The organism is Type-A symbiont of Plautia stali (assembly GCF_059731155.1).
The window spans coordinates 1,929,469-1,953,639 of the sequence record NZ_AP035891.1 but is presented as its reverse complement, the minus strand read 5'-3'; the positions used below and the strand labels follow the sequence as shown (position 1 = coordinate 1,953,639).

Here is a 24,171-nt window from a genome sequence, read left to right as displayed (position 1 = left end):
ACCACAGTGAGATCATCGTGTAGGGTGCGCATTGATGTGCACCTGGCTCGGAGATGTTAAATCAGTGCAGGATCTTCGCCAGGAAGTCTTTGGCACGGTCAGACTGCGGATTGCTGAAGAAGTCATCCTTATTGGTGTCTTCAACGATCTTCCCTTCGTCCATAAAAATGACGCGATTCGCCACTTTGCGTGCAAAGCCCATCTCGTGCGTCACCACCATCATCGTCATGCCTTCGTTGGCTAACTCCACCATGACGTCCAGCACTTCGTTGATCATCTCCGGATCCAGTGCGGAAGTCGGTTCATCGAACAGCATTGCGATAGGATCCATGCACAGCGCACGGGCGATGGCGACGCGCTGCTGCTGACCGCCAGACTGCTGACTAGGGAATTTCTCCGCATGCGCCGCCAGACCCACGCGCTTCAGCACTTTCACCTGCGCCAGCACCAGGTTATCAATGATGCTGAGATGCGGGAACAGTTCGAAGTGCTGGAACACCATGCCCACTTTGCTGCGCAGTTGGGCGAGATTGGTTTTTTTGTTGTTCACCTCGGTACCGTTCACCTGAATGCTGCCCTGCTGCACGGGCTCCAGCCCGTTCACCGTTTTAATCAGCGTCGATTTACCCGAGCCGGACGGTCCGCAGACCACCACGACTTCACCTTTCTTCACTTCGGTGGAGCAGTCGGTCAGCACCTGAAAGTGCCCATACCACTTAGAAACATTTTTCAGGCTAATCATTTAAACCGTCCTTTTTCTTTTCAGATAACTCACCAACAGCGAAGCGCTCAGGCTGATCACGAAGTAGACCAGACCGGCAAACAGAACCATTTCTACCTGGGTACCGTCACGTTCACCGATGGTGGACGCACGCGGTGCGGAAGAAGTCCGCCAAGCTTAACACATACACCAGCGAGGTGTCCTGGAACAGCACTATGCCCTGCGTCAGCAGCAGCGGCACCATGGCGCGGAACGCCTGCGGCAGGATGATCAGTTTCATCGACTGCCACTGCGTCATACCCAGCGCCGCGTTGGACTGGCCGCGCGAGATGCTCTGGATACCGGTGCGGATAATCTCCGAATAGTAAGCGGCTTCAAACAGCGCAAACGCCACCATGGCGGAGATCAGGCGGATATCGGTTTTTGGCGACAGCCCAAGCACCTGCTGCAGGAAGCTGGGGACCACCAGATAGAACCACAGCAGCACCATCACCAGCGGCACCGAGCGGAACAGGTTCACGTACAGTTTGGCAAACCAGCGGATCGGGGCGAATGCGGACAAACGCATCACCGCCAGAATGGTGCCCCAGATAATGCCAAACACCACCGCCACCGCAGTGATTTTCAGCGTAATGATCATGCCATTCAGCAGATAGGGCAGGCTGGGCGGAATCGAACTCCAGTCAAAATCGTACATTATTTGCCTCCCAGGTTGCCGGGCAGGCGGATTTTGCGTTCTACCAGACTCATAATCAGCATGATCACCAGGTTAATACCGACGTAGGCCAGGGTGATAGCGGTGAAAGATTCATAGGCATGCGCCGAGTAATCCAGCAGCTTGCCCGCCTGCGCCGCTAGGTCGACCAGACCGATGGTAGAGGCGATGGCGGAGTTCTTCACCAGGTTAAGCATTTCCGAGGTCATCGGCGGCACAATCACGCGGTAGGCGTTAGGCGGCAGCACGTAGCGGTAGGTCTGCGGCAGCGTCAGACCCATCGCCAGACCAGCGTTTTTCTGGCCGCGCGGCAGCGACTGAATCGCGGCGCGCACCTGCTCACACACGCGTGCGGCGGTGAACAGACCGAGACAGATGGTTGAAGAGAGGAAAAACTGGATGTTCGGGTCCAGTTCAGCCTTAAACCACATGCCGAGCTTCTCCCCGACCAGTTCTGGCGCCACCAGATACCAGAAGAAGAACTGCACGATCAGCGGGATATTACGAAACAACTCCACGTAGCAGGTGCCAATCGTGGACAGCCAGCGATTAGGCACGGTACGCAGAATGCCAAAGAAGGAACCTACCAGGAAGGCGATAATCCAGGCGCAGCAGGAGACCGCGACGGTCACCTGAAATCCGGACCACAGCCAGCCGAGGTAAGTCGTATTGCCGAACGGAGCCTGCTGTAAAAAGATGCCCCAGTTCCAATCGATACCCATAACGAGCTCCGGTAAAAAAAGGGTAGCGAGGCTACCCATAAGATTGTTGAGCGGTGTCTTGTGTCCTGCTTCAGGGGAACGGCCTGTTACAGTCTGTCTGTCCGCACCGCATGTTCAGCAATCGAGAGGGCAGCAGTGCCGCCCTTGTTTTCATTGTTAATTCAGAGTGCTTTGTCGTTCGGTGCTTTAAACAGCGCCTGCATGTCAGAAGACAGTTCGAAGTTCAGGTTCAGGTTCTTCGGCGGAATTGGCTGTTTGAACTAGGTATCGAACCATTTGGTGGCTTCACCCGACATCTGCGCTTTGGCGATGGTGTCATCCATCAGCTGTTTAAACGGCGCATCGTCTTTACGCAGCATGCAGCCATAGGTTTCTTTGGACTGCGGCGTGCCAACGATTTCCCAGTTATCCGGTTTCTTCGCCTTGGCACGTTCACCGGCCAGCAGCGCGTCATCCATCATGAAGGCCACTGCGCGACCGGTTTCCAGCGTGCGGAACGAGTCACCGTGATCTTTCGCGCTGATGATGCGCATATCCATTTTCTTCTCGTCATTCAGCTTGCGCAGCAGAATCTCAGAGGTAGTGCCCGAGGTGACGACCACGGTTTTGCCTTTCACATCGGCTAAATCTTTGATGTCGACGCCTTTTTTCACCAGCAGACGCGTGCCGATGATGAAGGTGGTGTTAGAAAACGCCGCCTGCTGCTGACGCTCTACGTTGTTGGTGGTCGAGCCACACTCGAAATCGTAGGTGCCGTTCTGCAGCAGCGGAATACGGTTTTGTGAGGTGATCGGCAGCATTTTGACCTGCAGATCCGGCTTATTCAGTTTCGCTTTGATGGCGGCAACAATGGCGTTGGAGTAGTCCTGCGAGTAGCCCACCACTTTCTGCTGGTTGTCGTAGTAAGAAAAGGGAACGGATGACTCACGGTGCCCCACGGCAATCACGCCACTATCATTGATTTTTTTTCAGGGTGCCGGTGAGATCTTCCGCCAGGGCCGCGCCCGCTGCTGCGCCCAACAGCAGAAGCGATAATGCCACTTTGCGAATCTGCATGTTCCCATTCCTTCGTGTGAATGTTGCGCAGAACATAAACTGCGCAGATTGCGATGTTGTGTGTATTTCCTGCTGCTTTTTTAATTATCCCTTAGCGCAACTGCGCGCAGGATAGTGATTAACATAGCGAATTGTTAACGTAATGAAACAAAAAAGTTCGTTTTTTGCGAGCCACTACGCACCAATAAGAGGCAAAATACAGCCTCTGCGCCAATTAAGTGCGCTTCGGTGCCAGATAATAGTGCGCAAACAAGGCATTACGCTGACAAATCACGGATGTTGCTAAAACCACTGAAATAATTAGCAATGATCGTGCCAGTACGCGGAGATCGGGCAAAAAGGCAGCAGAAAGTGGCGGTGACTAAGGATAAAGGGAGCGGAAAACTGCGCAGAAAAAAGGCGAAGCCTGCGCTTCGCCTGGTGAGAGACGGCGGGGTATCAGGTGCGGCGGCGTAAAATCGCCAGCACGATGCCCACCAGCGTCAGCAGCCATACCGGCCAGATACCGACGCGTGCATACGGTGTTTCACCGCTGGCAGGCGTAACTGTTGCGCTCAGCACTTCGCGGGTGAACTGCGGGATGACGTTCTCCACGTCTGCCTGTGCATTCACCACTGCGGTGACACCGTTGTTCGTTGAGCGCAGCAGCGGGCGACCCAGCTCCAGCGCACGCATGCGCGCCATCTGGAAATGCTGCCACGGACCAATCGAATGACCGAACCAGGCATCGTTCGACACCGTCAGCAGGAAGTTGGTGTCCGGACGGAAGTTAGCGCGCACCTGTTCGCCCAGCACGATCTCATAACAAATGGCGCTGGTGAGGTTGTAGCCCGCCACTTTCAGCTGCGGCTGCAGGTAGGCGCCACGGCTGAACGAGGACATCGGCAGGTCGAAGAACGGAGCCAGTGGACGCAGCAGACCTTCCAGCGGCACAAACTCGCCAAACGGTACCAGATGGTTTTTCTGGTAGCGGTTGCGACTCTGATAGCTGTAAGGCTGCGCGCCGCCCAGCACAATCACCGAGTTGTAATCGTGATAGCGGTTGTCGCTCTCAACGCGCGAATTAACAATGCCGGTGATCAGCGTGCTGCCGCGCGCGCGCAGTTCGTCATCCAGTGCATGCAGAAACGGCTGCTGATTACTCTCGAGATCGGTAATTGCCGACTCCGGCCAGATGATGATTGGCGCTTTGCCGATAAACGGCTGGCTATAAGCGGTATAGACACGCAGCGTGGTCAGCAGCTGCTGCGGATCCCACTTCATCGACTGCGGAATATTGCCCTGCACCATCGCCACATTGACGCTGCGCTGCGGCAGTGGCTGATACCACTGCAGCATCCGCAGTGGCCACGGCAGCAGCAGCAGCGCGACGGCGATAATCAGGTTTTTCACGCTGCGGTGATAGCAGGCCGAGGCCAGCAGGCCTGCTATCACCATCAGCAGGAAGGTGATGGTTTCCACGCCAGCCAGCGGCGCCAGGCCTTTCAGCGGCCCATCGATCTGGCTGTAGCCAAACTGCAGCCACGGAAAGCCGGTCAGTACCCAGCCGCGCAGAAACTCGGTGACCTGCCACAGCGCCGGTGCCGCCAGCGCCATGCGCCACAGCGTGGCCCGCGGCCAGAAGCGGTTCAGCAGCAGGGCAAACAGCAGCGGGTAGAGCGCTAGGTAAGCGGCGAGCAGCACCACGAGTAACACATTGACCGGGCCGGGCATGCCGCTGAACGTCGCAATGCTGACGTACACCCAGTTGATGCCGCTACCGAACAGGCCAAAGCCCCAGGCAAAACCGATGCCTGTCGCCTGCGCGCTGCGGCGATCCAGCAACAGCAGCTGCAAACCAGCCAGAGAGAGCAGGGCGGCGGGCCAGAAATCATACGGGGAAAAGGAAGGGGTGCCCGCGGCACCCAGAATTAACGCCAGCAGCAGGCGAACCCGCTGCTGCGAGTAGAGAGAGGCTAATGCCATAAAATTATTCGTCTTCCAGTTGCGGTTGCGGAGAGTCTTCCGGAATTTTCACATGCACCTGGATGATACGGCGGCTGTCAGCCATCGCAACTTTGAATTGGTAACCCTCAATGTCGATGCTTTCACCGCGCGCCGGCAGATGGCCGAATTCCTGCATGACCAGACCGCCAATGGTATCGACTTCATCATCGCTGAAATCGCTACCAAATACCTCATTGAAATCCTCAATTGGCGTCAGCGCACGCACCGTATAGGTGTGGCGGTTGAGCTGACGAATATCACGGTCTTCGTCGTCGTCATATTCGTCTTCAATTTCGCCGACGATCAGCTCAAGGATATCTTCGATGGTCACCAGTCCGGAGACACCACCGAACTCATCAATGACGATCGCCATATGATAGCGCTGCGAGCGGAACTCTTTGAGCATGCGATCGACGCGCTTGCTCTCAGGCACCACCACGATCGGGCGCAGCACTTTTTCCATGCTGAATGGCTCGGCGCTGCTGCTCATAAACGGCAGCAGATCTTTCGCCATCAGAATGCCTTCAACATGGTCTTTATCTTCGCTGATTACCGGGAAGCGCGAGTGGGCAGATTCAATAATCACCGCCAGGCACTCTTCAAGGCTCTGGTTGCGCTTCAGGGGAATCATCTGCGAGCGCGGGATCATAATGTCGCGCACGCGCTGTTCGGCAATATCCAGCCCCCCTTCCAGCATGTCGCGGGTGTCCTGGTCGATCAGCTCTTTTTGCTCAGAATCGCGGATCAGCCCCAGCAGTTCGTCACGGTTTTTGGGTTCGCCGTGGAAAAGCTGATTGATTAACAGGGAGAAAAAAACCTTTTTACTACTGGGGGCGTCGTTGTTTTGAGAATGGTCGTCGCTCATGGCGTTTTTATTTAGTTCTCTCGAATGAGGGAAAGGAACTGCCGGCATCCTTGCCAGCAGCGCAATGTCCTGAACCGGCGGTTCAGGCGTCTTCTTTTTCCGAAATGTACGGATCGGGATAGCCAAGAGCAAGCATTATCTCGGTCTCGAGCGCTTCCATCTCTTCAGCTTCCTCGTCTTCAATATGGTCATAACCCAGCAGATGCAGCGTGCCGTGGACCACCATGTGTGCCCAGTGCGCTTCAGGGCTTTTACCCTGTTCGGCCGCTTCCTGCTCGACAACCTGACGACAAATAATCAGGTCGCCCAGCAGCGGCAGCTCAATGCCCGGCGGTGCTTCAAACGGAAACGACAGCACGTTAGTCGGCTTATCTTTGCCGCGATAAGTCAGATTAAGCTCATGACTCTCCGCTTCATCGACCAGTCGTATCGTGACTTCGCTCTCTGGCTGAAACGGCGTGACCGCCGCCTCCAGCCAGCGCTGAAACGCCGCTTCTGCGGGCAGGCCGTTTTCATCGGCACACGCCAGCTGCAAATCTAAAATCACCGTGCTCATGAAGGCTCCTGCGGCGTCGGCTGGCTGGCAGGTTGTGCCGCCTGCGCTTCACGCTTACGCTCTTCCGCCAGTTTATCACGGCGTTTCTGGTCTGCTTCTTCCCAGGCTTCATAAGCATTAACAATGCGTGCGACCACCGGATGACGCACCACGTCTTCGCTGTGGAAAAAGTTGAAGCTGAGCTCTTCCACATTGGCCAGCACTTCGATGGCGTGGCGCAGACCGGATTTGGTGCTGCGCGGCAGGTCAATCTGCGTCACGTCACCGGTAATCACCGCTTTGGAGTTGAAGCCGATACGCGTCAGGAACATCTTCATCTGTTCGATGGTGGTGTTCTGGCTCTCATCGAGAATCACGAACGCGTCATTCAGCGTACGGCCGCGCATGTAGGCCAGCGGCGCGACTTTAATCACGTTGCGCTCCATCAGCTTCTCGACGCGCTCGAAGCCCAGCATTTCGAACAGTGCGTCATACAGCGGGCGCAGATAAGGATCGACTTTCTGACTGAGATCGCCGGGCAGGAAGCCGAGCTTTTCGCTGGCTTCGACCGCCGGACGCGTCAGCAGAATACGGCGAATCTCCTGCCGCTCCAGCGCATCCACCGCGGCGGCTACCGCCAGATAGGTTTTTCCAGTCCCGGCCGGCCCAATGCCGAAGGTGATGTCGTGATCGAGAATATTGGCGATGTACTGCGCCTGGTTTGGCGTACGCGGTTTAATCACGCCGCGCTTGGTCTTGATGTTTACCGCTTTACCGTACTCCGGCACGCTGTCAGCCGTCTGTTCCAGCACGCGACTCTCTTTGATCGCAAAATGGATCTGATCCGGTTCAATGTCCGGGATCTGGCCGCGCACCGGCGCGGTATCAACGTACAGTGAACGCAGAATATTGGCGGCCGCCTCGACACTCAGCGCACGGCCGACCAGCTTAAACAGGTTGTCGCGGCGATTGATCTCAATGCCCAGACGGCGCTCCAGCTGTTTTACGTTGTCATCAAACGGACCGCACAGGCTCATCAATCGACGATTGTCTGCCGGTTCAAGGGCGATTTCACGAGTTTCGATATTCAAATGAATTCTTTGGGTCACTCAGGGCCAGTTGAAAGAAATAGCAGATACCGCACGCCAGGCGTCAGCATCTTTACGGAATTATTTATGGGGTCGCGCCCGGGCGCAAGCTTCAGGGGAGATATTTGGGCGGCAGCTACGGAAAGCAAGGGCTGCGGGATGAAACAGGCGACAGCGCGTTGTGCGCTGTCGCTCAGTAATCGCGGTCTCAAGGCTGATACAGGCCCACGCCGATCTCATCCTCTTTACGCGTACGCGCAATCACCGATGCCGGACTCTCCGCGACGCGCAGGCCCATCTCCTCTTCGGTGCGAACCACGACGCCACGCAGCGAATTGGTATAAACATCGACGATTTCGACATCAACAAATTTACCGATCATACGCACATCGCCTTCAAAGTTGACCACGCGGTTGTTTTCGGTACGGCCGGTCAGCTCCATCACATTCTTACGTGAGGTGCCTTCCACCAGAATTCGCTGAACGGTACCAAGCATGCCGCGGCTCCATGCCATCGCCTGCTGATTGATGCGATCCTGCAAAATGTACAGACGCTGCTTCTTCTCCTCTTCCGGCACGTCGTCCGGCAGATCGGCCGCCGGCGTACCCGGACGCGCCGAATAGATAAAGCTGAAGCTGGTGTCGAAATTAACCTCGCCGATGAGCTTCATGGTCTGCTCGAAATCCTGCTGGGTTTCGCCCGGGAAGCCAATGATGAAATCTGAACTGATCTGGATATCCGGGCGCGCGGCCACCAGCTTGCGGATAATCGCTTTGTACTCCAGCGCAGTGTGCGCTCGCTTCATCAGCGTCAGAATACGATCGGCACCGCTCTGCACTGGCAGGTGCAGGAAGCTCACCAGCTCCGGCATGTCACGATAGACGTCGATGATGTCGTCGGTGAACTCAATCGGATGGCTGGTGGTGAAACGAATCCGGTCAATCCCGTCAATCGCGGCCACCAGACGCAGCAGCTCGGCAAAGGTACAAATCTGGTCGTCAAAGGTTGCGCCGCGATAGGCGTTGACGTTCTGACCCAGCAGATTCACTTCACGCACGCCCTGCGCCGCCAGCTGGGCAACTTCCAGCAGGATGTCATCGCAAGGACGGCTCACTTCCTCGCCGCGCGTATAAGGCACCACGCAGAAAGTGCAATATTTATTGCAGCCTTCCATGATCGAGACAAAAGCAGTAGGACCTTCTGCGCGCGGCTCCGGCAGGCGATCAAACTTTTCGATTTCCGGGAACGAGACGTCAACAATCGTGCTCTTGCTGCCGCGCACCTGGTTAATCATCTCCGGCAGACGATGCAGTGTCTGCGGGCCAAAAACGATGTCCACGCACTGTGCGCGCTGGCGAATTTTATCGCCTTCCTGCGAAGCCACACAGCCGCCCACGCCAATAATCAGCTCAGGATTTTTCGCCTTCAGCTTCTTCCAGCGTCCCAGCAAGTGAAACACTTTTTCCTGCGCCTTCTCACGGATGGAGCAGGTATTCAGCAGCAGTACGTCTGCGTCTTCGGCTTCCTCCGTCAGGGTGTAGCCGTGCGTGCTGTTCAGTAGGTCAGCCATCTTCGATGAATCATATTCGTTCATCTGACAGCCCCAGGTTTTGATATGCAGTTTTTTGGTCATTGAACTAGCCATTGATTCTGAGCAGAGAAGTTCAGGGCGCGTATTGTAATGCTTTGGCGCGGGTGTGACCAGCATGCCCGTCATACTTCGCACGCCAGGCGCGTTGGCTGCGCGCGGCTCCCCCGGTCACTTACTAATGTAAGCTCCCGGGGAGATCCTTGCTTGCCGCCTTCTTGGCGCACGAATTATTTAGGGCATGATGCCCGGTCATACTTCACACGCTAGGTGCGTTAAACATGCACGGCTGAAGCACAAGGTTAGCAGGGCTTTTCTGCTGGTGCGGTAAATTTCCGGTACACTTTGCCACATAGAGTGCTGCCGCAAGGCGTCACGGCAATCAGAAGGATAAGAGTCAATGCAGGATTCACAGTTTGATGTGGTGGTAGTGGGCGGCGGCATGGTCGGTGCCGCGCTGGCCTGTGGTCTGGCGCAGCAGCAGTTTCGCGTGGCGGTGATTGAGCGTGCCGAGCCGGCCGCGTTTGACGCCAGCCTAGCGCCGGATATACGCATCTCCGCCATTGGTGCGTCATCAGTGGCGCTGCTGCGCCAGCTCAATGTCTGGCAGCGTGTCCAGGCGATGCGCAGCGCGCCCTACCGCAAGCTGGAAACCTGGGAGTGGCAAAGCGCACACGTCACCTTTGACGCCGCTGCACTGGGCATTCCCGAGCTGGGCTATATGGTGGAAAACAGCGTGCTGCGGCGCGCGCTGTGGGAGCAGATGCAGCAGGATGGCGTAACGCTGCTGTGCCCGGCCTCACTGCAGGCGTTACAGGCGCACAGCGGCGGCTGGCAGCTGCAGCTGGATGAAGGGACCACGCTGGATAGCCAGCTGGTGGTGGGGGCCGATGGCGCTAATTCGCACGTGCGACAGCTGGCGGGTATCGGCGTGCGCGGCTGGAGCTATGCGCAATCCTGCATGCTAATCAGCGTTGAGTGTGAACACGAGGCCGGCGATGCCACTTGGCAGCAATTTACGCCGGACGGACCGCGCGCGTTTCTGCCGCTGTTTAATCGCCACGCTTCGCTGGTGTGGTACGACGCGCCGGCGCGGATCCGCCAGCTGCAAAATCTGCCGCTCAGCCAGCTGGCCAAAGAGGTGCAGGCTAATTTCCCGGCGCGCGTCGGCCGCTTCCAGGTGAAAAACGCGGCGTCGTTTCTGCTGGTGCGCCGCCATGCCACGCGCTACGCCCTGCCGGGCCTCGCGCTGGTCGGTGATGCTGCACACACCATCAATCCGCTGGCCGGGCAGGGCGTTAACCTCGGCTACCGCGATGTGGATGCGCTGATTGATACGCTGGTGGATGCACGCAGCCAGGCGCAGCGCTGGGCATCGCTGCCGGTATTGCTGCGTTATCACCGTCAGCGCTACAAAGATAATTTGCTGATGCAGGGCGGTATGGATCTGTTCTATTTCGCCTTCAGCAATGCGCTGCCGCCGCTGCGTGTGGTGCGTAATCTTGGACTGATCGCGGCAGAAAATGCTGGCGTGCTCAAGCGTCAGGTGCTGCGTTACGCGCTGGGGTTGTAAACAAACCGGGCGCCGCAATCGTGGCGGCGCCATCAATTCTATATTGTATAAGGCGTGACATTCAGGAACGACAAAAACAACAAAGCCTGCAAAAGCGGGCTTGTTGTGCAATTTGGCTGGGGTGCAGGGATTCGAACCCCGGAATGCCGGAATTAGAATCTGGTGCCTTACCGCTTGGCGACACCCCAGTAGGTGTTTGGTCAAATTGTCTTTGTATGGCTGGGGTGCAGGGATTCGAACCCCGGAATGGTGGAATCAGAATCCACTGCCTTACCGCTTGGCGACACCCCAATTTGTTTGGTGGCTACGACGGGAATCGAACCTGTGACCCCATCATTATTAGTGATGTGCTCTAACCGACTGAGCTACGTAGCCAGATTGTACTGCTTTACTGCGCCCGATGATGGCTGGGATACCTGGATTCGAACCATGGAATGCCGGTATCAAAAACCGGTGCCTTACCGCTTGGCGATATCCCATTCGTCGACTCGTATCCACGAGAGTGCATCGGATTAGCTGGGGTACCTGGATTCGAACCAGGGAATGCCGGTATCAAAAACCGGTGCCTTACCGCTTGGCGATACCCCATCCGGCTGCCGAAGACTGAAATGGTGCGGGAGGCGAGACTTGAACTCGCACACCTTGCGGCGCCAGAACCTAAATCTGGTGCGTCTACCAATTTCGCCACTCCCGCAAAAAGATGGTGGCTACGACGGGAATCGAACCTGTGACCCCATCATTATGAGTGATGTGCTCTAACCAACTGAGCTACGTAGCCATCTTTTTTCGCGTTACCTTCATCGGCGTTGCGGGGCGCATTATGCGTATTGAGCTTTGTAGCGTCAACAAATTTTTTGCCGTTTTTTGCCTTAACGCGCCTGTTTGTCTGGCTTGTAACCCGGCTGATTATTTATTCGGCAATTTTCGATCGTATCCGCGCCAGATGCAAGAAAAAGGGGCCACAATGTGCCCCTTACACGCACAAAGAAAATGCTTATTTGTACGCTGACTGATGCACGCCTACCGCACGGCCAGACGGATCGTCCATCGATTTAAACGCTTCGTCCCACTCAATGGCTTTCGCCGACGAACAGGCCACGGATGGACCGCCCGGAACGCACTCTGCCGCGCTTGGCAGTGGGAACAGCTCCTCAAAGATCTCGCGGTACAGATACGCTTCTTTCGAGGTTGGCGTGTTATGCGGGAAGCGGAAATGCGCGGTCGCCAGTTTCTGCTCGCTAATCTGCTTCGCCTCCACTTCTTTCAGCGTGTCGATCCAGCTGTAGCCTACGCCATCAGAGAACTGCTCTTTCTGACGCCATGCTACGCTCTCCGGCAGGTAAGAGGAGAAACATTCACGCAGAATGTGTTTTTCCATTTTGCCGTTGCTGCCGCACATTTTGTCTTCCGGGTTGATGCGCATCGCGACATCAAGGAATTTCTTATCAAGGAACGGCACACGTGCTTCCACGCCCCACGCCGACATCGCTTTGTTAGCGCGCGCGCAGTCAAACATGTGCAGCGCCAGCAGCTTACGCACGTTTTCTTCGTGGAACTCTTGGGCGTTCGGTGCTTTGTGGAAGTAGAGGTAGCCGCCAAACACTTCATCCGCACCTTCACCGGACAGCACCATTTTGATGCCCATCGCTTTGATTTTACGCGACATCAGGTACATTGGCGTCGACGCGCGAATGGTGGTCACATCGTAAGTTTCGATGTGGTAAATCACATCGCGGATCGCATCCAGACCTTCCTGCACGGTGAAGTGAATTTCATGGTGCACGGTACCGAGGTGATCGGCCACCGCCTGCGCTGCTTTCAGATCCGGCGATCCTTCCAGACCGACGGCAAAGGAGTGCAGCTGCGGCCACCATGCATCGCTCTTGTCCTGATCTTCCACGCGTTTGGCGGCAAAGCGCTTGGTCATCGCAGAGATGATGGAAGAGTCGAGGCCGCCGGACAGCAGCACGCCGTACGGTACGTCTGACATCAGGTGGCTTTTCACTGACTCTTCAAGTGCGTGCTTCAGGCCAGCGGCATCGGTGGTGTTTTGCGCCACGGCAGCAAAATCCATCCAGTCACGCTGCCAGTAACGACGGATTTCGCCATCGGTGCTGCAGAGGTAGCTTCCCGGCGGGAATTCTTTGATGCTGCGGCACACCGGCACCAGCGCTTTCATTTCAGAAGCAACAAACAGGTTGCCGTGCTCATCGTTGCCCATATAGAGCGGAATGATACCGATGTGATCGCGGCCAATCAGATACTGCTGTTTGACGCTGTCCCACAGAATGAAGGCGAACATGCCCTGCAGGTCGTCGAGGAAATCGAGGCCTTTTTCCTGATACAGCGCGAGGATCACTTCGCAGTCTGAACCGGTCTGGAAGGCGTAGTGATCGCTCAGTTCCGCGCGCAGCGCTTGGTAGTTATAAATTTCGCCGTTAACAGCCAGTACGTGGGTGTGCTCCGCGTTGTACAGCGGCTGGGCGCCGTTGTTCACGTCAACAATGGATAGGCGCTCGTGTACCAGAATGGCATTCTCATCAGCGAAGACACCTGACCAGTCCGGGCCGCGGTGACGCATCAGACGAGAACATTCCAGCGCTTTCTTGCGCAGTTCAACAGGATCGGTCTTCAGATCCAGCACACCAAAAATCGAACACATAACTGACTCCTGATCTCACCCTGTGGCGATGTTATTGACTTGTTTGTCCGGCAGCCTGCGCTGCGTGATGTATAAGAAAATGCGCTAATTGATGGTGGTAACGCAAGCGAAATCACCAAATAATGACAAAAAGATTGTTGGTGTGAGGTAATGTTGTATTTTATTTAAAGAATTAACGATTAAGTTAGATGGTATCTAATGAATTGTCAGAAGTGATGGTTTTGTGCGCAACCGATGAGGCCGCGTCAGCTGCTGAATCACAGCGGTGTGCCAGACACATAAAAAAGCCCTGCACACCGTAACGGCGAGCAGGGCCATAAGCAGACAGCATGACGCTAATCAGAACAGGTCGATATCAGCCACGGAAGGGTAGATCCAGTCCGGACGGAACGGCATGGCATCAATATCGCTCAGCGTAGAGACGCCGGACAGCACCAGAATGGTTTCCAGACCGGCCTGGAAGCCAGCCAGAATATCGGTGCGCAGGTTATCGCCCACAATCACCGTCTCCTCTGAATGAGCGTGCATTTTATTCAGTGCGGCGCGCATGATGTAAGGGCTGGGCTTACCGACATAAACGGTTTGCGGCCGGAAATGGTTTCGATACCGGCACAGAGCGCACCACAGGCCGGCACAAAGCCGCGTGCGTGGGTATCGGGATTGGTCGCGATAAAACGCGCACCGTTAGCTACAAAGAAGGCGGCTTTATGCATCATCTCCCAGTTAAACGATCGCGTCTCGCCCACGATCACGAAATCCGGGTTGACATCAGTGATGGTAAAACCGGCTTTATACAGTTCATGAATCAGCGCGCCTTCACCAATCACGTATGCTTTTTTGCCCTCCTGACGACGGAGGAAATCCGCAGTGGCCATGGCGGAGGTGTAAAACACCGAATCCGGGATGTCGACGCCGGCGTTGGCAAAGCGGTTGGCCAGATCCTGCGCGGTTTGTGACGGATAGTTGGTCAGTACCATCAGCGGCATCTCTTTTTCCAGAATGCGCTGCAGGAATTCGTTTGCGCCTTTCACGGCGGTATTATCGTGCATCAACACGCCGTCGATGTCATAGATTACGCTTTTGATGGTCATAGGTGGCTTCCGGTCGGGCCTGCCAGCCGGCAGGCTTTCTATTATTCTTCCAGCAGGTGCTGCAGCAGAATGCCATTCAGCATAGCGCGTTTTGCCAGCGCGAAAGCGCCAATTGCCGAGCGATGGTCCAGCTCGGAACGCACCACTGGCAGATTTTTGCGAAACGCGTTTAACGCCTGAGTGTTAGTGCAGCCCTCAATCGCCGGGAACAGCACTTTATCGGCATCGGTAATTTCGCCGGCCAGCACCACTTTTTGCGGGTTAAACAGATTAATGGCGATAGCGATCGCTTTGCCGAGATAGCGGCCAACGTATTCAATCACTTCGCAGGCCAGCGCGTCGCCCTGATTGGCGGCGCGGCAGATTTGCGGCATCTGGCAATCATCCAGCGTCAGGCTGCTGGGATAACCCTGATTGAGCAGGTGGCGCACGCGGTTCTCAATTGCGCCGTTGGCGGCGATGGTTTCGAGGCAGCCAAAGTTACCACAGTGGCAGCGTTCGCCGAGTGGATCGACCTGAATGTGGCCAATCTCACCAATGTTGCCGTTGCTGCCGAGGAAAATGTGGCCGTTAGCGATGATGCCGGCGCCGGTTCCGCGGTGTAAAAGCACCAGAATGGAGTCTGCACAGTCGCGGCTTGCACCGAAATAGTGCTCAGCCAGCGCCAGGCTGCGGATATCGTGCCCGACAAAACTGGTGACGTTAAAGCGTTTTTTCAGGCTCGCCACCAGCGGCCAGTGGCTGACGGCGATGTGCGGCATATAGCGAATGATGCCGTTAATCGGGTCGACCAGCCCCGGCAGGATAACCGCGATAGCGATCAGCTCATGAATTTTACGCTGGTGCGTGCTCATAAATGCACTGATGGCGTTGAACAGCACGTTTTCCAGCGTCTCCTGGGTGCGCTCCGGCAGCGGGTAATCTTCCTGCGCCAGCGATTTTCCGCTGAGATCGAACAGCGTCAGCGTGGCATCGTTGCGCCCTAGGCGCACGCCGATGGTATGAAAATGGCGGGTTTCGGTGATGATGGAGATGGCGCGGCGCCCACCGGTGGAGGCCTGTTGCTCCACCTCTTTGATGAGGCCGCGTTCGATAAGCTGACGGGTAATTTTGGTGACGCTGGCGGGCGCAAGCTGGCTGAGTTCGGCAATCTGAATACGCGAAATCGGCCCCTGTTGATCAATCAGCCGGTAAACAGCTGCACTGTTAAGTTGTTTGACAAGATCGACATTTCCTATTTGAGTCTGGCCGCCAGTGGTCATTCAGTACTTACTCGCTGAGGACGTTGTCTCCGTTGACGAACGTCTTAGTGATTTGATAATCGCGGGTAAAGACAGTGAGGTTGGCGACTTTTCCTACTTCCACCGTACCAAACTGCTTTTCCACACCCATTGCCCTTGCCGGATACAGGGTCGCCATGCGCAGCGCTTCGTCCAGCGCGATACCACAATGTTCCACGCTATTCTGCACCGCTTCAATCATCGTCAGCGCAGATCCGCTCAGGGTACCGTTCTCATCTACGCACAGGCCGTCGCGATAGTATATTGTTTTACCTGAAAAAATGAATTGAACAATCGACGCATCGGCCGGCGCGGTGGCATCGGTCACCAGCACCAGTTTGTCGCCTTTGATACGTTTTGCATTGCGCACGTTAGCGTAATTGACATGTAAACCGTCTGCAATAATGCCGCAGTATACATCAGGCGAATCAAACAGCGCACCGATAAGACCTGGCTCACGACCGCTAAAGGCGCTCATGGCGTTATACAGGTGTGTGGCAAAGGTGACGCCCGCGCTGATGCCCGCTTTGGCTTCGGCATAGGTGGCATTAGAGTGACCGGACGAAACAATAATCCCGGCGTCACGCAGCTGGCGAATCACCGCGCTGCCCGCATTTTCCGGCGCCAGCGTAACTTTGGTGATGACGTCAGCGTTGGCGCACAGGAAATCCACCAGCTCCGCATCCGGCAGACGAATCAGCTGCGGATTGTGGGTGCCTTTCTTCTCTTTATTCAGCCACGGACCTTCCAGATGCAGGCCCAGCGCCTGATTCTGATGCTTCGCCAGGTAAGCACGCATGGTTTCAATCGCGCGCTTCATCAGTTCATCACCGCTGGTAATCAGCGTCGGTAAATAGCTGGTGCAGCCAGATTTTTCATTGGCACGCTGCATGATCTCCAGCGTTTCCACGCTCAGGGCATTGATGTCATCGTTGAACTGCACGCCGCCGCAGCCGTTGAGCTGCAGGTCGATAAATCCGGGAGCGATGAACGCACCAGCCACATCTTGTTGTGGAATCGCGGCGTCCAGCGCATCGCGCGGGCAGACACGCTCAATCAGGCCATTGGCAATCACCACGGCGTGATTGTCCAGAACTTCATGACCGGTAAAAATCCGGCCGTTAACTAATGCGTACATCATCTCTTCTCCCGGCTGAACCTGCTGCGCTTAACAGCAGGCTTTCTACAACGTGTTGTTACACAACCTTCATTTTCCGCTTCCATTTCGCGGAAATATTTCACGGTTTTCACTTTCAGTTCCATGGTGGCTGGCTCATCACACACCACCACCGCTTTCGGGTGCAGCTGCAGGCAGCTGATGGTCCACATGTGGTTGACGTTACCTTCTACCGCCGCCTGCAGCGCTTGGGCTTTGACGTGGCCGGTCACCAGAATCATCACTTCTTCCGCATCCAGCAGCGTGCCGACGCCCACGGTCAGGGCATATTTAGGCACCTGATCAACATCGCAGTTGAAGAAACGCGAGTTCGCCACACGGGTGTCGTGCGTCAGGGTTTTAATGCGGGTGCGGGAAGAGAGCGAAGAAGCCGGTTCGTTGAACGCAATGTGGCCATCGTTGCCGACGCCGCCCATAAACAGGTGGATTTTACCCAGTGCGCGGATCTTCTCTTCGTATTGGCGACATTCTGCGTCAATATCTTCGGCATTGCCATTCAGAAGATTGATATTTTCTGGTTGAATATCAACGTGATCGAAAAAGTTACGGTACATAAAGCTGTGATAGCTCTCCGGATGCTCTTTCGGCAGACCGACATACTCATCCATATTAAAGGTGATCACGTGTTTGAAACTAACCTGACCCGCTTTATGCATCTCGATCAGGTGCTTGTAGGCTTCCAGCGGCGTACCGCCGGTTGGCAGTCCCAGCACAAAGGGACGGTCTGCGCTGGGTTTAAAGGCATTGATGCGATTAACGATATGGCGTGCAGCCCATTTACCCACCTGGGTCGGTGTGGTCAAAGGGATCAGTCTCATGTCTTCACCTCAGTTAAGATTGGAAAGTTAGGGTCGCGTTTACCGCTGCAGCTGGCTGCTTATAGGGTAACCCGTTTGCGCGCTTGCGGCGTTGGAAAAGTGCGGCCTGATATTTTTCATCATAAAATAAGCTTGTGTGGTGGCTAGCATTTCACGGTGAAAAAAGTCCATTTTGGTGATTAAAGTCACAGTCGTTATGGTTTTAATTTGCGAGGCGAATTAATTTATCTTTACACTGCGCCTCGTGGTGAAGTGTGTCATCAAGGTACCGGGTGCCGGGATAATAAAATCAACCCGCATCACGGCAAAACGCCAGTCTCATAGGGGGAGAATAAGGTGAGTATTTTAGGATATCTGCAAAAGGTCGGCCGCGCGCTTATGGTGCCGGTAGCGACCCTGCCGGCAGCGGCAATCCTGATGGGGGTAGGTTACTGGACCGATCCAGACAGCTGGGGCGCAGGCAATGCGCTGGCAGCGCTGCTGATCAAATCGGGTTCTGCCATCATCGACAATATGTCCGTGCTGCTCGCCATCGGTGTGGCTTACGGCATGTCAAAAGATAAAGACGGTGCAGCGGCATTAACCGGCTTTGTAGGTTTCCTCGTGGTCACTACCCTGTGTTCACCCGCCGCAGTGGCCATGATTCAGAAAATGCCGGTGGAGCAGGTTCCTGCCGCCTTCGGTAAAATCAATAACCAGTTTGTCGGCATCCTGGTGGGGATTCTCTCGGCAGAAGTCTATAACCGCTTCAGCCATGTTGAGCTGCCCAAGGCGCTGTCGTTTTTCAGCGGTCGCCGTCTGGTGCCGATCCTGGTCTCCTTCCTGATGATTGTGGTCGCCTTTATCCTGATGTACGTCTGGCCGATCATTTTCGGCGGTCTGGTGAGCTTTGGTGAGCACATCCAGAACTGGGCTCGGTCGGCGCTGGCGTGTACGCCTTCTTTAACCGTCTGCTGATTCCGGTTGGCCTGCACCACGCGCTGAACTCGGTATTCTGGTTCGACGTGGCGGGCATCAACGACATTCCGAAATTCCTTGGCGGCGCGCAGTCTATTGCCAACGGTACCGGCATCCCGGGTATCACCGGTCGCTATCAGGCGGGCTTCTTCCCCATTATGATGTTCGGTCTGCCGGGTGCGGCGCTGGCAATCTATCACTGCTCACGTCCGGAAAACCGTGCGAAAGTCGGTGGTATCATGCTGGCAGCGGCATTCGCAGCCTTCTTCACCGGCATCACCGAGCTACTGGAATTCTCCTTCATGTTTGTGGCACAGGTGCTGTATGTCATCCACGCCGTGCTGACCGGTATTTCGGTCTTCATCGCTGCCAGCATGCACTGGATCGCCGGTTTCGGTTTCAGTGCCGGTCTGGTGGACATGGTGCTGTCGACGCGTAACCCGCTGGCCGTGCACTGGTGGATGCTGATCCCGCAGGGGCTGGTGTTCTTCGTCATCTACTACGTGGTATTCCGCTTCACCATTCAGAAATTCAACCTGCTGACGCTGGGCCGCGAGCTGGCTGCGGGTGATGAAACAGACGGCTACGGCGTCAACGTTGATCACAGCAGCAACGGTGAGAGCGAAACCGAATCACTGGCGCGTCGCTATATCGGTGCGATAGGCGGTTCTGACAACCTGACTAACATCGACGCCTGCATTATCCGTCTGCGCCTGAATGTGAAAGACTCTGCGCAGGTGAATGAGAGTGTGGCCAAACGCCTCGGTGCTTCTGGCGTGATTCGCCTTAACAAGCAGAGCGTGCAGATCATTGTTGGTACGCAGGCCGAAAGCATTGCGACCGCCATGAAAACCGTGCTGAGCAAAGGTCCGGTGGCCGGCGCAGCTGCGCCAGCTGCGGCAACCGCCGCCGCACCCGCTACTGCTCAGCCACAGGCCGTGCGCAACAGCGAGAAAAAAGTGATTGCAACGCTGCTGGCACCGGTCAGTGGCGAAGTGGTGGCGCTGGAAAACGTGCCGGATGAAGCCTTCGCCAGCAAAGCGGTAGGCGATGGTCTGGCGATCAAACCGAGCGATAAAACCGTCGTCGCACCGGTGGCGGGTACTGTGGTGAAAATCTTCAACACCAACCATGCATTCTGCCTTGAAGCCGAAAATGGCGTCGAGATTGTCGTGCACATGGGTCTCGACACCGTCGCGCTGGAAGGTAAAAGGTTTACCCGTCTGGTGGAAGAGGGCGCAACCGTCACAGCGGGTCAGCCTATCCTCGAAATGGATCTGGACTTCCTGAACGCAAACGCGCGTTCGATGATCAGCCCGGTGGTCGTCAGCAACAGCGATGATTTCGCCGGTCTGAATCTGCTGGCAGGCGGTACCGTGGTGGCAGGCGTTACGCCGCTATATGAAGTGAAAAATTAACACGCTTTGATCGCCGCACAAGGCAGGAAGCAATTCCTGCCTTTTTTGTTTTAAAACGACCAACAAACGGTTGTTTCCCTTCAGCGCTTTGTGGATCATACTCCGTTACTTCGTGGTACAAATCACCCGCTATTGTTTTGAGGATTTTGAGATGAGTGAGGCTGAAGCCCGCCCAACAAACTTTATTCGTCAGATAATCGACGAAGATTTGGAGAGCGGTAAGCACAACAGTGTGCATACCCGTTTCCCGCCTGAGCCCAATGGTTACCTGCATATTGGCCATGCAAAATCGATCTGCCTGAACTTTGGTATCGCACAAGATTATCAGGGGCAGTGCAACCTGCGTTTCGACGACACCAATCCGGTCAAAGAGGATATGGAGTTCGTCGAATCGATCAAGTATGATGTGCAATGGCTGGGCTTTGAGTGGAGCGGCAACATTCGTTACTCCTCTGACTACTTTGACCAACTGTTTAACTACGCGGTTGAGCTGATCAACAAAGGCCTGGCCTACGTTGATGAGCTGTCGCCAGAGCAAATCCGTGAATACCGCGGCACGCTAACCGCGCCGGGCAAAAACAGCCCGTATCGCGATCGCAGCGTGGAAGAGAACCTGGCGCTGTTCCAGAAGATGCGTGATGGCGGCTTCGAAGAGGGCAAAGTCTGTCTGCGTGCCAAAATCGACATGGCATCCAGCTTTATTGTGATGCGCGATCCGGTGCTGTACCGCATTAAATTTGCCGAACACCACCAGACCGGCAACAAGTGGTGCATCTATCCGATGTACGACTTTACCCACTGCATCTCCGATGCGCTGGAAGGCATCACCCATTCACTGTGTACGCTGGAGTTCCAGGACAACCGTCGTCTCTACGACTGGGTGCTGGATAACATCACCATTCCGGTGCATCCGCGTCAGTACGAGTTTTCGCGCCTGAATCTGGAATATGCGGTGATGTCGAAGCGTAAGCTGACGCAGCTGGTGAGCGAGAAGATTGTCGAAGGCTGGGACGATCCGCGCATGCTGACCGTATCCGGTCTGCGCCGTCGTGGCTATAGCGCGGCGTCAATCCGCGAATTCTGCCGCCGTATCGGTGTGACCAAGCAGGACAACATTGTTGAGATGGCGTCGCTGGAGTCATGCATTCGTGACAACCTCAACGAGAACGCGCCGCGCGCCATGGCGGTGCTGGATCCACTGAAAGTGGTGATCGAGAACCTGCCGGCCGGGCATGAAGAAATCATCAGCATGCCGAACTACCCGAACAAACCGGAGATGGGTACGCGTGAGGTGCCGTTCAGCCGTGAGGTGTGGATCGATCGTGCCGACTTCCGTGAAGAGGCCAACAAGCAGTACAAGCGTCTGGTGCTGGGTAAAGAAGTTCGTCTGCGCAACGCTTACGTCATTCGTGCCGAGCGCGTGGCGAAAGATGAAGCAGGCAACATCACCTGCATCTACGCTACCTGCGATGTCGACACCCTGAGCAAAGATCCGGCCGATGGCCGCAAGGTGAAAAGCGTTATCCATTGGGTGTCGGCGATTCACGCGCTGCCTGCCGAATTCCGCCTGTACGATCGTCTGTTCAGCGTGCCAAACCCGGGCGCGGCCGAGGATTTCCTCACCATCATTAACCCGAACTCGCTGGAGATCAAACAGGGCTTCGTTGAGCCGGGTCTGCGTGCCGCCAGCGCGCTGGCGCCGTATCAGTTTGAGCGCGAAGGTTACTTCTGCGCTGACAGCGTGTACTCGCAGCCGTCGAAACTGGTGTTCAACCGCACCGTGGGTCTGCGTGATACCTGGGCAAAAATCGGCGAATAATTTTACTACTTGATAGTACGATATGATCAGCAAAGGGCGAGCAATCGCCCTTTTTTATTGCCCGTTATCTGCAAACGGGAATCGATTATGCTGAACCAGACAAAAAACAGTAATTACGCGCGATTACGACTAATCTGACTTTAATAAAATTAACTAATTTACCCGTGTGAAATCGTTATTTTCAGGTAGGCTATGCGCTCTTAAATGTTGCTGTGCGGGTTAGCGAAGGAAGAAAAATGACAAGTCTCGCTCTGGAAGCCAAACATAGCGTGGTGGTTTTACATCAGCTTATCGAACGTATTTTTTATCAGGCCGAAGGCAGCGATGACAGTATGGATCTGCTGGTGTCGCACTTTCATCCCGACTTTAAAATGGTGACGCCGCAAGGCAAACAGCTCGATCTCAATGACACTGAAACCCTGTTTCGCAAACTGCACAGGCAGCGGGAAGGGATGCGTATCGCCACCAGTGAGCATGCCATCATTTCCCAGCAGCAGCAGGAAGTGACCATTCAGTACCATGAACTGCAAATGCTTAACGGCAACAATCAGACCCGCATTTCGCTGGCGGTGCTGGACTGCAGCATGCCCGTTCCGCGCTAGCGCTATTTGCAGGAAACGCTGGTCGCCTGAACGCAGCCATAAAAAAACCGGTGCTTGGCACCGGTTTTTTTATACTGCATAGCATATTCAATTACTGATCGTGGAGCGTCTCGTCTTCGCGGCAGTCTCCCAGCGCACAGTGGCCGTACAGATACAGGCTGTGGTTGCTGAGTTTGATGCCGTTGCGTGTCGCAATCTCACGCTGACGCGTTTCGATAGATTCATCGCTAAACTCGATCACTTTGCCGCAGTCGAGGCAAATCAGGTGGTCGTGGTGATGCTGTTGGGTCAGTTCGAACACGGATTTCCCGCCTTCGAAGTTATGACGCGTCACGATGCCGGCGTCGTCAAACTGGTTCAGAACACGGTATACCGTCGCCAGACCAATCTCTTCGCCCATGTCGATCAGGCGTTTGTACAAATCTTCCGCACTGACATGATGGGACTCGGGTCCGGGTCCCTGAAGCACTTCCAGAATCTTCAGTCTGGGCAGCGTGACTTTCAGGCCAGCCTTTTTCAATGCGGAGTTGTTGTCAGTCATGCGGATATTGTCCTGTTACTTTGCTAGTCACTTACGGCGCAAAGGCCTTGAATGTGTGATCAACGCGCATTCTCATTTGCGTCTCATTATAGAGCTCAGCCTGCGAAATAAAAACCGGCTGCGGCGGACAATTCCCCGGATGCTGTAAGGAGAAATGTCGTGAACCTCAGCGGGATCGTGCAGATCGATGTTCCTTTTCGTGCAGTCTCAGTCTGATGCCCGAGGAATAAGCAGATGACCGTTGCGGGTATTCTACAGAATTGAGGGAAAAAGTTAAAAAACCGTAGCTATTATTTTTATAGGTAATTCCATTGCCCGATGTGAGCCAGCGCCCACATCGGACAGGAAAGCATCAGGCTTCGATGATCGCCTGCAGCTGCAGCTCGTCAAAGATCTGCTTAACCCATTTGTCGACGCGCCCGCTAGTCAGTTCAGGCTGACGATCTTCATCGATGGCGAGGCCGAGGAAGTGTTTGTCGTCTGCCAGACTTTTTGAGGCTTCGAAGTGGTAACCTTCGGTTGGCCAGTGTCCCACAATCACTGCGCCGTTTGGCTCAATGATGTCGCGAATAGTGCCCATCGCGTCACAGAAGTACTCGGCATAATCTTCCTGGTCGCCGCAGCCAAACAGCGCCACCAGCTTACCATTGAAATCAATCTCTTCCAGCGTCGGGAAGAAGTCATCCCAGTCGCACTGGGCTTCACCGTAGTACCAGGTCGGAATACCCAGCAGCAGAATATCGAATGCTTCGAGATCTTCTTTGGTGCTCTTAGCAATGTCATGCACTTCGGCGACATCTTTACCCAGTTGTTTCTGGATCATTTTTGCAATGTTTTCAGTGTTGCCGGTATCGCTGCCGAAGAAAATGCCTACGATTGCCATGGAGTGAGTAACCTCTTAAATCCTGATTGTGAAAGTAAGTCAGAAGACGACACAGTTATGCGAATGATAGCAGA

The 24,171-nt window shown here is 55.2% G+C and carries 15 protein-coding genes, 6 tRNA genes and 5 pseudogenes; 4 read left to right on the top strand and 22 right to left on the bottom strand.

Annotation, left to right across the window (positions count from 1 at the left end; all coding sequences use genetic code 11):
* Nucleotides 1–61: 61 nt before the first annotated feature.
* The 9 genes and pseudogenes from AC6I8M_RS10400 to miaB all read right to left on the bottom strand — a co-directional run bounded on the left by AC6I8M_RS10400 (nt 62) and on the right by miaB (nt 9,321).
* On the bottom strand, nt 62–742 hold the full coding sequence (locus AC6I8M_RS10400; protein WP_010616141.1) for an amino acid ABC transporter ATP-binding protein: 681 nt from the start codon (nt 740–742) through the stop codon (nt 62–64).
* Nucleotides 743–1,418, bottom strand: a pseudogene (gene gltK / locus AC6I8M_RS10395) (glutamate/aspartate ABC transporter permease GltK).
* On the bottom strand, nt 1,418–2,158 hold the full coding sequence (locus tag AC6I8M_RS10390; protein ID WP_498013780.1) for an amino acid ABC transporter permease: 741 nt from the start codon (nt 2,156–2,158) through the stop codon (nt 1,418–1,420). The pseudogene gltK and the gene AC6I8M_RS10390 overlap by 1 nt, the downstream one beginning before the upstream one ends.
* A 161-nt stretch (nt 2,159–2,319) precedes the next feature.
* Nucleotides 2,320–3,214, bottom strand: a pseudogene (locus tag AC6I8M_RS10385) (glutamate/aspartate ABC transporter substrate-binding protein).
* A 438-nt stretch (nt 3,215–3,652) separates the two neighbouring features.
* Nucleotides 3,653–5,179, bottom strand: coding sequence for an apolipoprotein N-acyltransferase (gene lnt / locus AC6I8M_RS10380; RefSeq protein ID WP_010616136.1), 1,527 nt, complete (start codon nt 5,177–5,179; stop codon nt 3,653–3,655).
* A 4-nt stretch (nt 5,180–5,183) separates the two neighbouring features.
* Entirely contained in the window at nt 5,184–6,065 is an 882-nt protein-coding gene (gene corC, locus AC6I8M_RS10375) for a CNNM family magnesium/cobalt transport protein CorC (protein ID WP_010616135.1), read from the bottom strand.
* Between the two features lie 82 nt (nt 6,066–6,147).
* Nucleotides 6,148–6,621 carry an rRNA maturation RNase YbeY gene (ybeY, locus tag AC6I8M_RS10370; protein WP_010616134.1) on the bottom strand — a complete coding sequence of 158 codons (474 nt, stop codon included), beginning with the start codon at nt 6,619–6,621 and terminating at the stop codon, nt 6,148–6,150.
* On the bottom strand, nt 6,618–7,691 hold the full coding sequence (locus AC6I8M_RS10365; protein ID WP_022547443.1) for a PhoH family protein: 1,074 nt from the start codon (nt 7,689–7,691) through the stop codon (nt 6,618–6,620). Before AC6I8M_RS10365 ends, ybeY begins: the two co-directional genes overlap by 4 nt.
* Nucleotides 7,692–7,896: 205 nt before the next feature.
* Nucleotides 7,897–9,321, bottom strand: a complete 1,425-nt coding sequence (gene miaB, locus AC6I8M_RS10360; RefSeq protein WP_010616132.1) for a tRNA (N6-isopentenyl adenosine(37)-C2)-methylthiotransferase MiaB — start codon at nt 9,319–9,321, stop codon at nt 7,897–7,899.
* A gap of 355 nt (nt 9,322–9,676) precedes the next feature.
* Here miaB and ubiF point away from each other — a divergent pair, with 355 nt between their 5' ends.
* Nucleotides 9,677–10,849 (top strand): 3-demethoxyubiquinol 3-hydroxylase, encoded by a 1,173-nt coding sequence (ubiF, locus tag AC6I8M_RS10355; RefSeq protein WP_010616131.1) that lies wholly within the window; start codon nt 9,677–9,679, stop codon nt 10,847–10,849.
* 216 nt (nt 10,850–11,065) lie between these two features.
* On the opposite strand, the gene AC6I8M_RS10350 is transcribed toward ubiF, so the two are convergent.
* From AC6I8M_RS10350 to nagB, 11 genes and pseudogenes are all read right to left on the bottom strand, one after another.
* Nucleotides 11,066–11,140: transfer RNA gene (locus AC6I8M_RS10350), tRNA-Gln, on the bottom strand.
* Between the two features lie 7 nt (nt 11,141–11,147).
* Nucleotides 11,148–11,224, bottom strand: a tRNA-Ile gene (locus AC6I8M_RS10345).
* Nucleotides 11,225–11,253: 29 nt separating this feature from the next.
* Nucleotides 11,254–11,328 (bottom strand) — tRNA-Gln (locus AC6I8M_RS10340).
* Between the two features lie 37 nt (nt 11,329–11,365).
* Nucleotides 11,366–11,437: transfer RNA gene (locus AC6I8M_RS10335), tRNA-Gln, on the bottom strand.
* Between the two features lie 21 nt (nt 11,438–11,458).
* Nucleotides 11,459–11,543, bottom strand: a tRNA-Leu gene (locus AC6I8M_RS10330).
* Between the two features lie 7 nt (nt 11,544–11,550).
* Nucleotides 11,551–11,627, bottom strand: a tRNA-Met gene (locus tag AC6I8M_RS10325).
* A 216-nt stretch (nt 11,628–11,843) separates the two neighbouring features.
* Entirely contained in the window at nt 11,844–13,511 is a 1,668-nt protein-coding gene (gene asnB / locus AC6I8M_RS10320) for an asparagine synthase B (RefSeq protein WP_010616130.1), read from the bottom strand.
* Between the two features lie 339 nt (nt 13,512–13,850).
* Nucleotides 13,851–14,602, bottom strand: a pseudogene (locus tag AC6I8M_RS10315) (HAD-IIA family hydrolase).
* Nucleotides 14,603–14,643: 41 nt separating this feature from the next.
* Nucleotides 14,644–15,864 (bottom strand): DNA-binding transcriptional regulator NagC, encoded by a 1,221-nt coding sequence (nagC, locus tag AC6I8M_RS10310; RefSeq protein ID WP_010616129.1) that lies wholly within the window; start codon nt 15,862–15,864, stop codon nt 14,644–14,646.
* A gap of 7 nt (nt 15,865–15,871) precedes the next feature.
* Nucleotides 15,872–17,020, bottom strand: coding sequence for an N-acetylglucosamine-6-phosphate deacetylase (gene nagA, locus AC6I8M_RS10305; protein WP_010616128.1), 1,149 nt, complete (start codon nt 17,018–17,020; stop codon nt 15,872–15,874).
* Between the two features lie 71 nt (nt 17,021–17,091).
* Nucleotides 17,092–17,877: pseudogene (nagB, locus tag AC6I8M_RS10300) on the bottom strand (glucosamine-6-phosphate deaminase); the annotation flags it as partial.
* Between the two features lie 342 nt (nt 17,878–18,219).
* On the opposite strand from nagB, the pseudogene nagE reads away from it, so the two are divergent.
* The 3 genes and pseudogenes from nagE (at nt 18,220) to AC6I8M_RS10285 (ending at nt 22,673) form a co-directional block, all read left to right on the top strand.
* Nucleotides 18,220–20,252, top strand: a pseudogene (gene nagE, locus AC6I8M_RS10295) (N-acetylglucosamine-specific PTS transporter subunit IIBC).
* Between the two features lie 151 nt (nt 20,253–20,403).
* On the top strand, nt 20,404–22,071 hold the full coding sequence (glnS, locus tag AC6I8M_RS10290) for a glutamine--tRNA ligase (RefSeq protein ID WP_010616126.1): 1,668 nt from the start codon (nt 20,404–20,406) through the stop codon (nt 22,069–22,071).
* A gap of 236 nt (nt 22,072–22,307) precedes the next feature.
* Nucleotides 22,308–22,673: a hypothetical protein gene (locus AC6I8M_RS10285; protein WP_010616125.1), complete on the top strand. Its 366-nt coding sequence runs from the start codon at nt 22,308–22,310 to the stop codon at nt 22,671–22,673.
* A gap of 91 nt (nt 22,674–22,764) precedes the next feature.
* On the opposite strand, the gene fur is transcribed toward AC6I8M_RS10285, so the two are convergent.
* Nucleotides 22,765–23,214, bottom strand: a complete 450-nt coding sequence (gene fur / locus AC6I8M_RS10280; protein WP_010616124.1) for a ferric iron uptake transcriptional regulator — start codon at nt 23,212–23,214, stop codon at nt 22,765–22,767.
* A 352-nt stretch (nt 23,215–23,566) separates the two neighbouring features.
* Nucleotides 23,567–24,097 (bottom strand): flavodoxin FldA, encoded by a 531-nt coding sequence (fldA, locus tag AC6I8M_RS10275; RefSeq protein ID WP_010616123.1) that lies wholly within the window; start codon nt 24,095–24,097, stop codon nt 23,567–23,569.
* Nucleotides 24,098–24,171: the final 74 nt, after the last annotated feature.

Bases quoted from the DNA above. Each gene is read 5' to 3' on its own strand.
- AC6I8M_RS10400 (WP_010616141.1), bottom strand. From the start codon at position 742: ATGATTAGCCTGAAAAATGTTTCTAAGTGGTATGGGCACTTTCAGGTG.
- AC6I8M_RS10390 (WP_498013780.1), bottom strand. From the start codon at position 2,158: ATGGGTATCGATTGGAACTGGGGCATCTTTTTACAGCAGGCTCCGTTC.
- lnt (WP_010616136.1), bottom strand. From the start codon at position 5,179: ATGGCATTAGCCTCTCTCTACTCGCAGCAGCGGGTTCGCCTGCTGCTG.
- corC (WP_010616135.1), bottom strand. From the start codon at position 6,065: ATGAGCGACGACCATTCTCAAAACAACGACGCCCCCAGTAGTAAAAAG.
- ybeY (WP_010616134.1), bottom strand. From the start codon at position 6,621: ATGAGCACGGTGATTTTAGATTTGCAGCTGGCGTGTGCCGATGAAAAC.
- miaB (WP_010616132.1), bottom strand. From the start codon at position 9,321: ATGACCAAAAAACTGCATATCAAAACCTGGGGCTGTCAGATGAACGAA.
- ubiF (WP_010616131.1), top strand. From the start codon at position 9,677: ATGCAGGATTCACAGTTTGATGTGGTGGTAGTGGGCGGCGGCATGGTC.
- asnB (WP_010616130.1), bottom strand. From the start codon at position 13,511: ATGTGTTCGATTTTTGGTGTGCTGGATCTGAAGACCGATCCTGTTGAA.
- nagC (WP_010616129.1), bottom strand. From the start codon at position 15,864: ATGACCACTGGCGGCCAGACTCAAATAGGAAATGTCGATCTTGTCAAA.
- nagA (WP_010616128.1), bottom strand. From the start codon at position 17,020: ATGTACGCATTAGTTAACGGCCGGATTTTTACCGGTCATGAAGTTCTG.
- glnS (WP_010616126.1), top strand. From the start codon at position 20,404: ATGAGTGAGGCTGAAGCCCGCCCAACAAACTTTATTCGTCAGATAATC.
- AC6I8M_RS10285 (WP_010616125.1), top strand. From the start codon at position 22,308: ATGACAAGTCTCGCTCTGGAAGCCAAACATAGCGTGGTGGTTTTACAT.
- fur (WP_010616124.1), bottom strand. From the start codon at position 23,214: ATGACTGACAACAACTCCGCATTGAAAAAGGCTGGCCTGAAAGTCACG.
- fldA (WP_010616123.1), bottom strand. From the start codon at position 24,097: ATGGCAATCGTAGGCATTTTCTTCGGCAGCGATACCGGCAACACTGAA.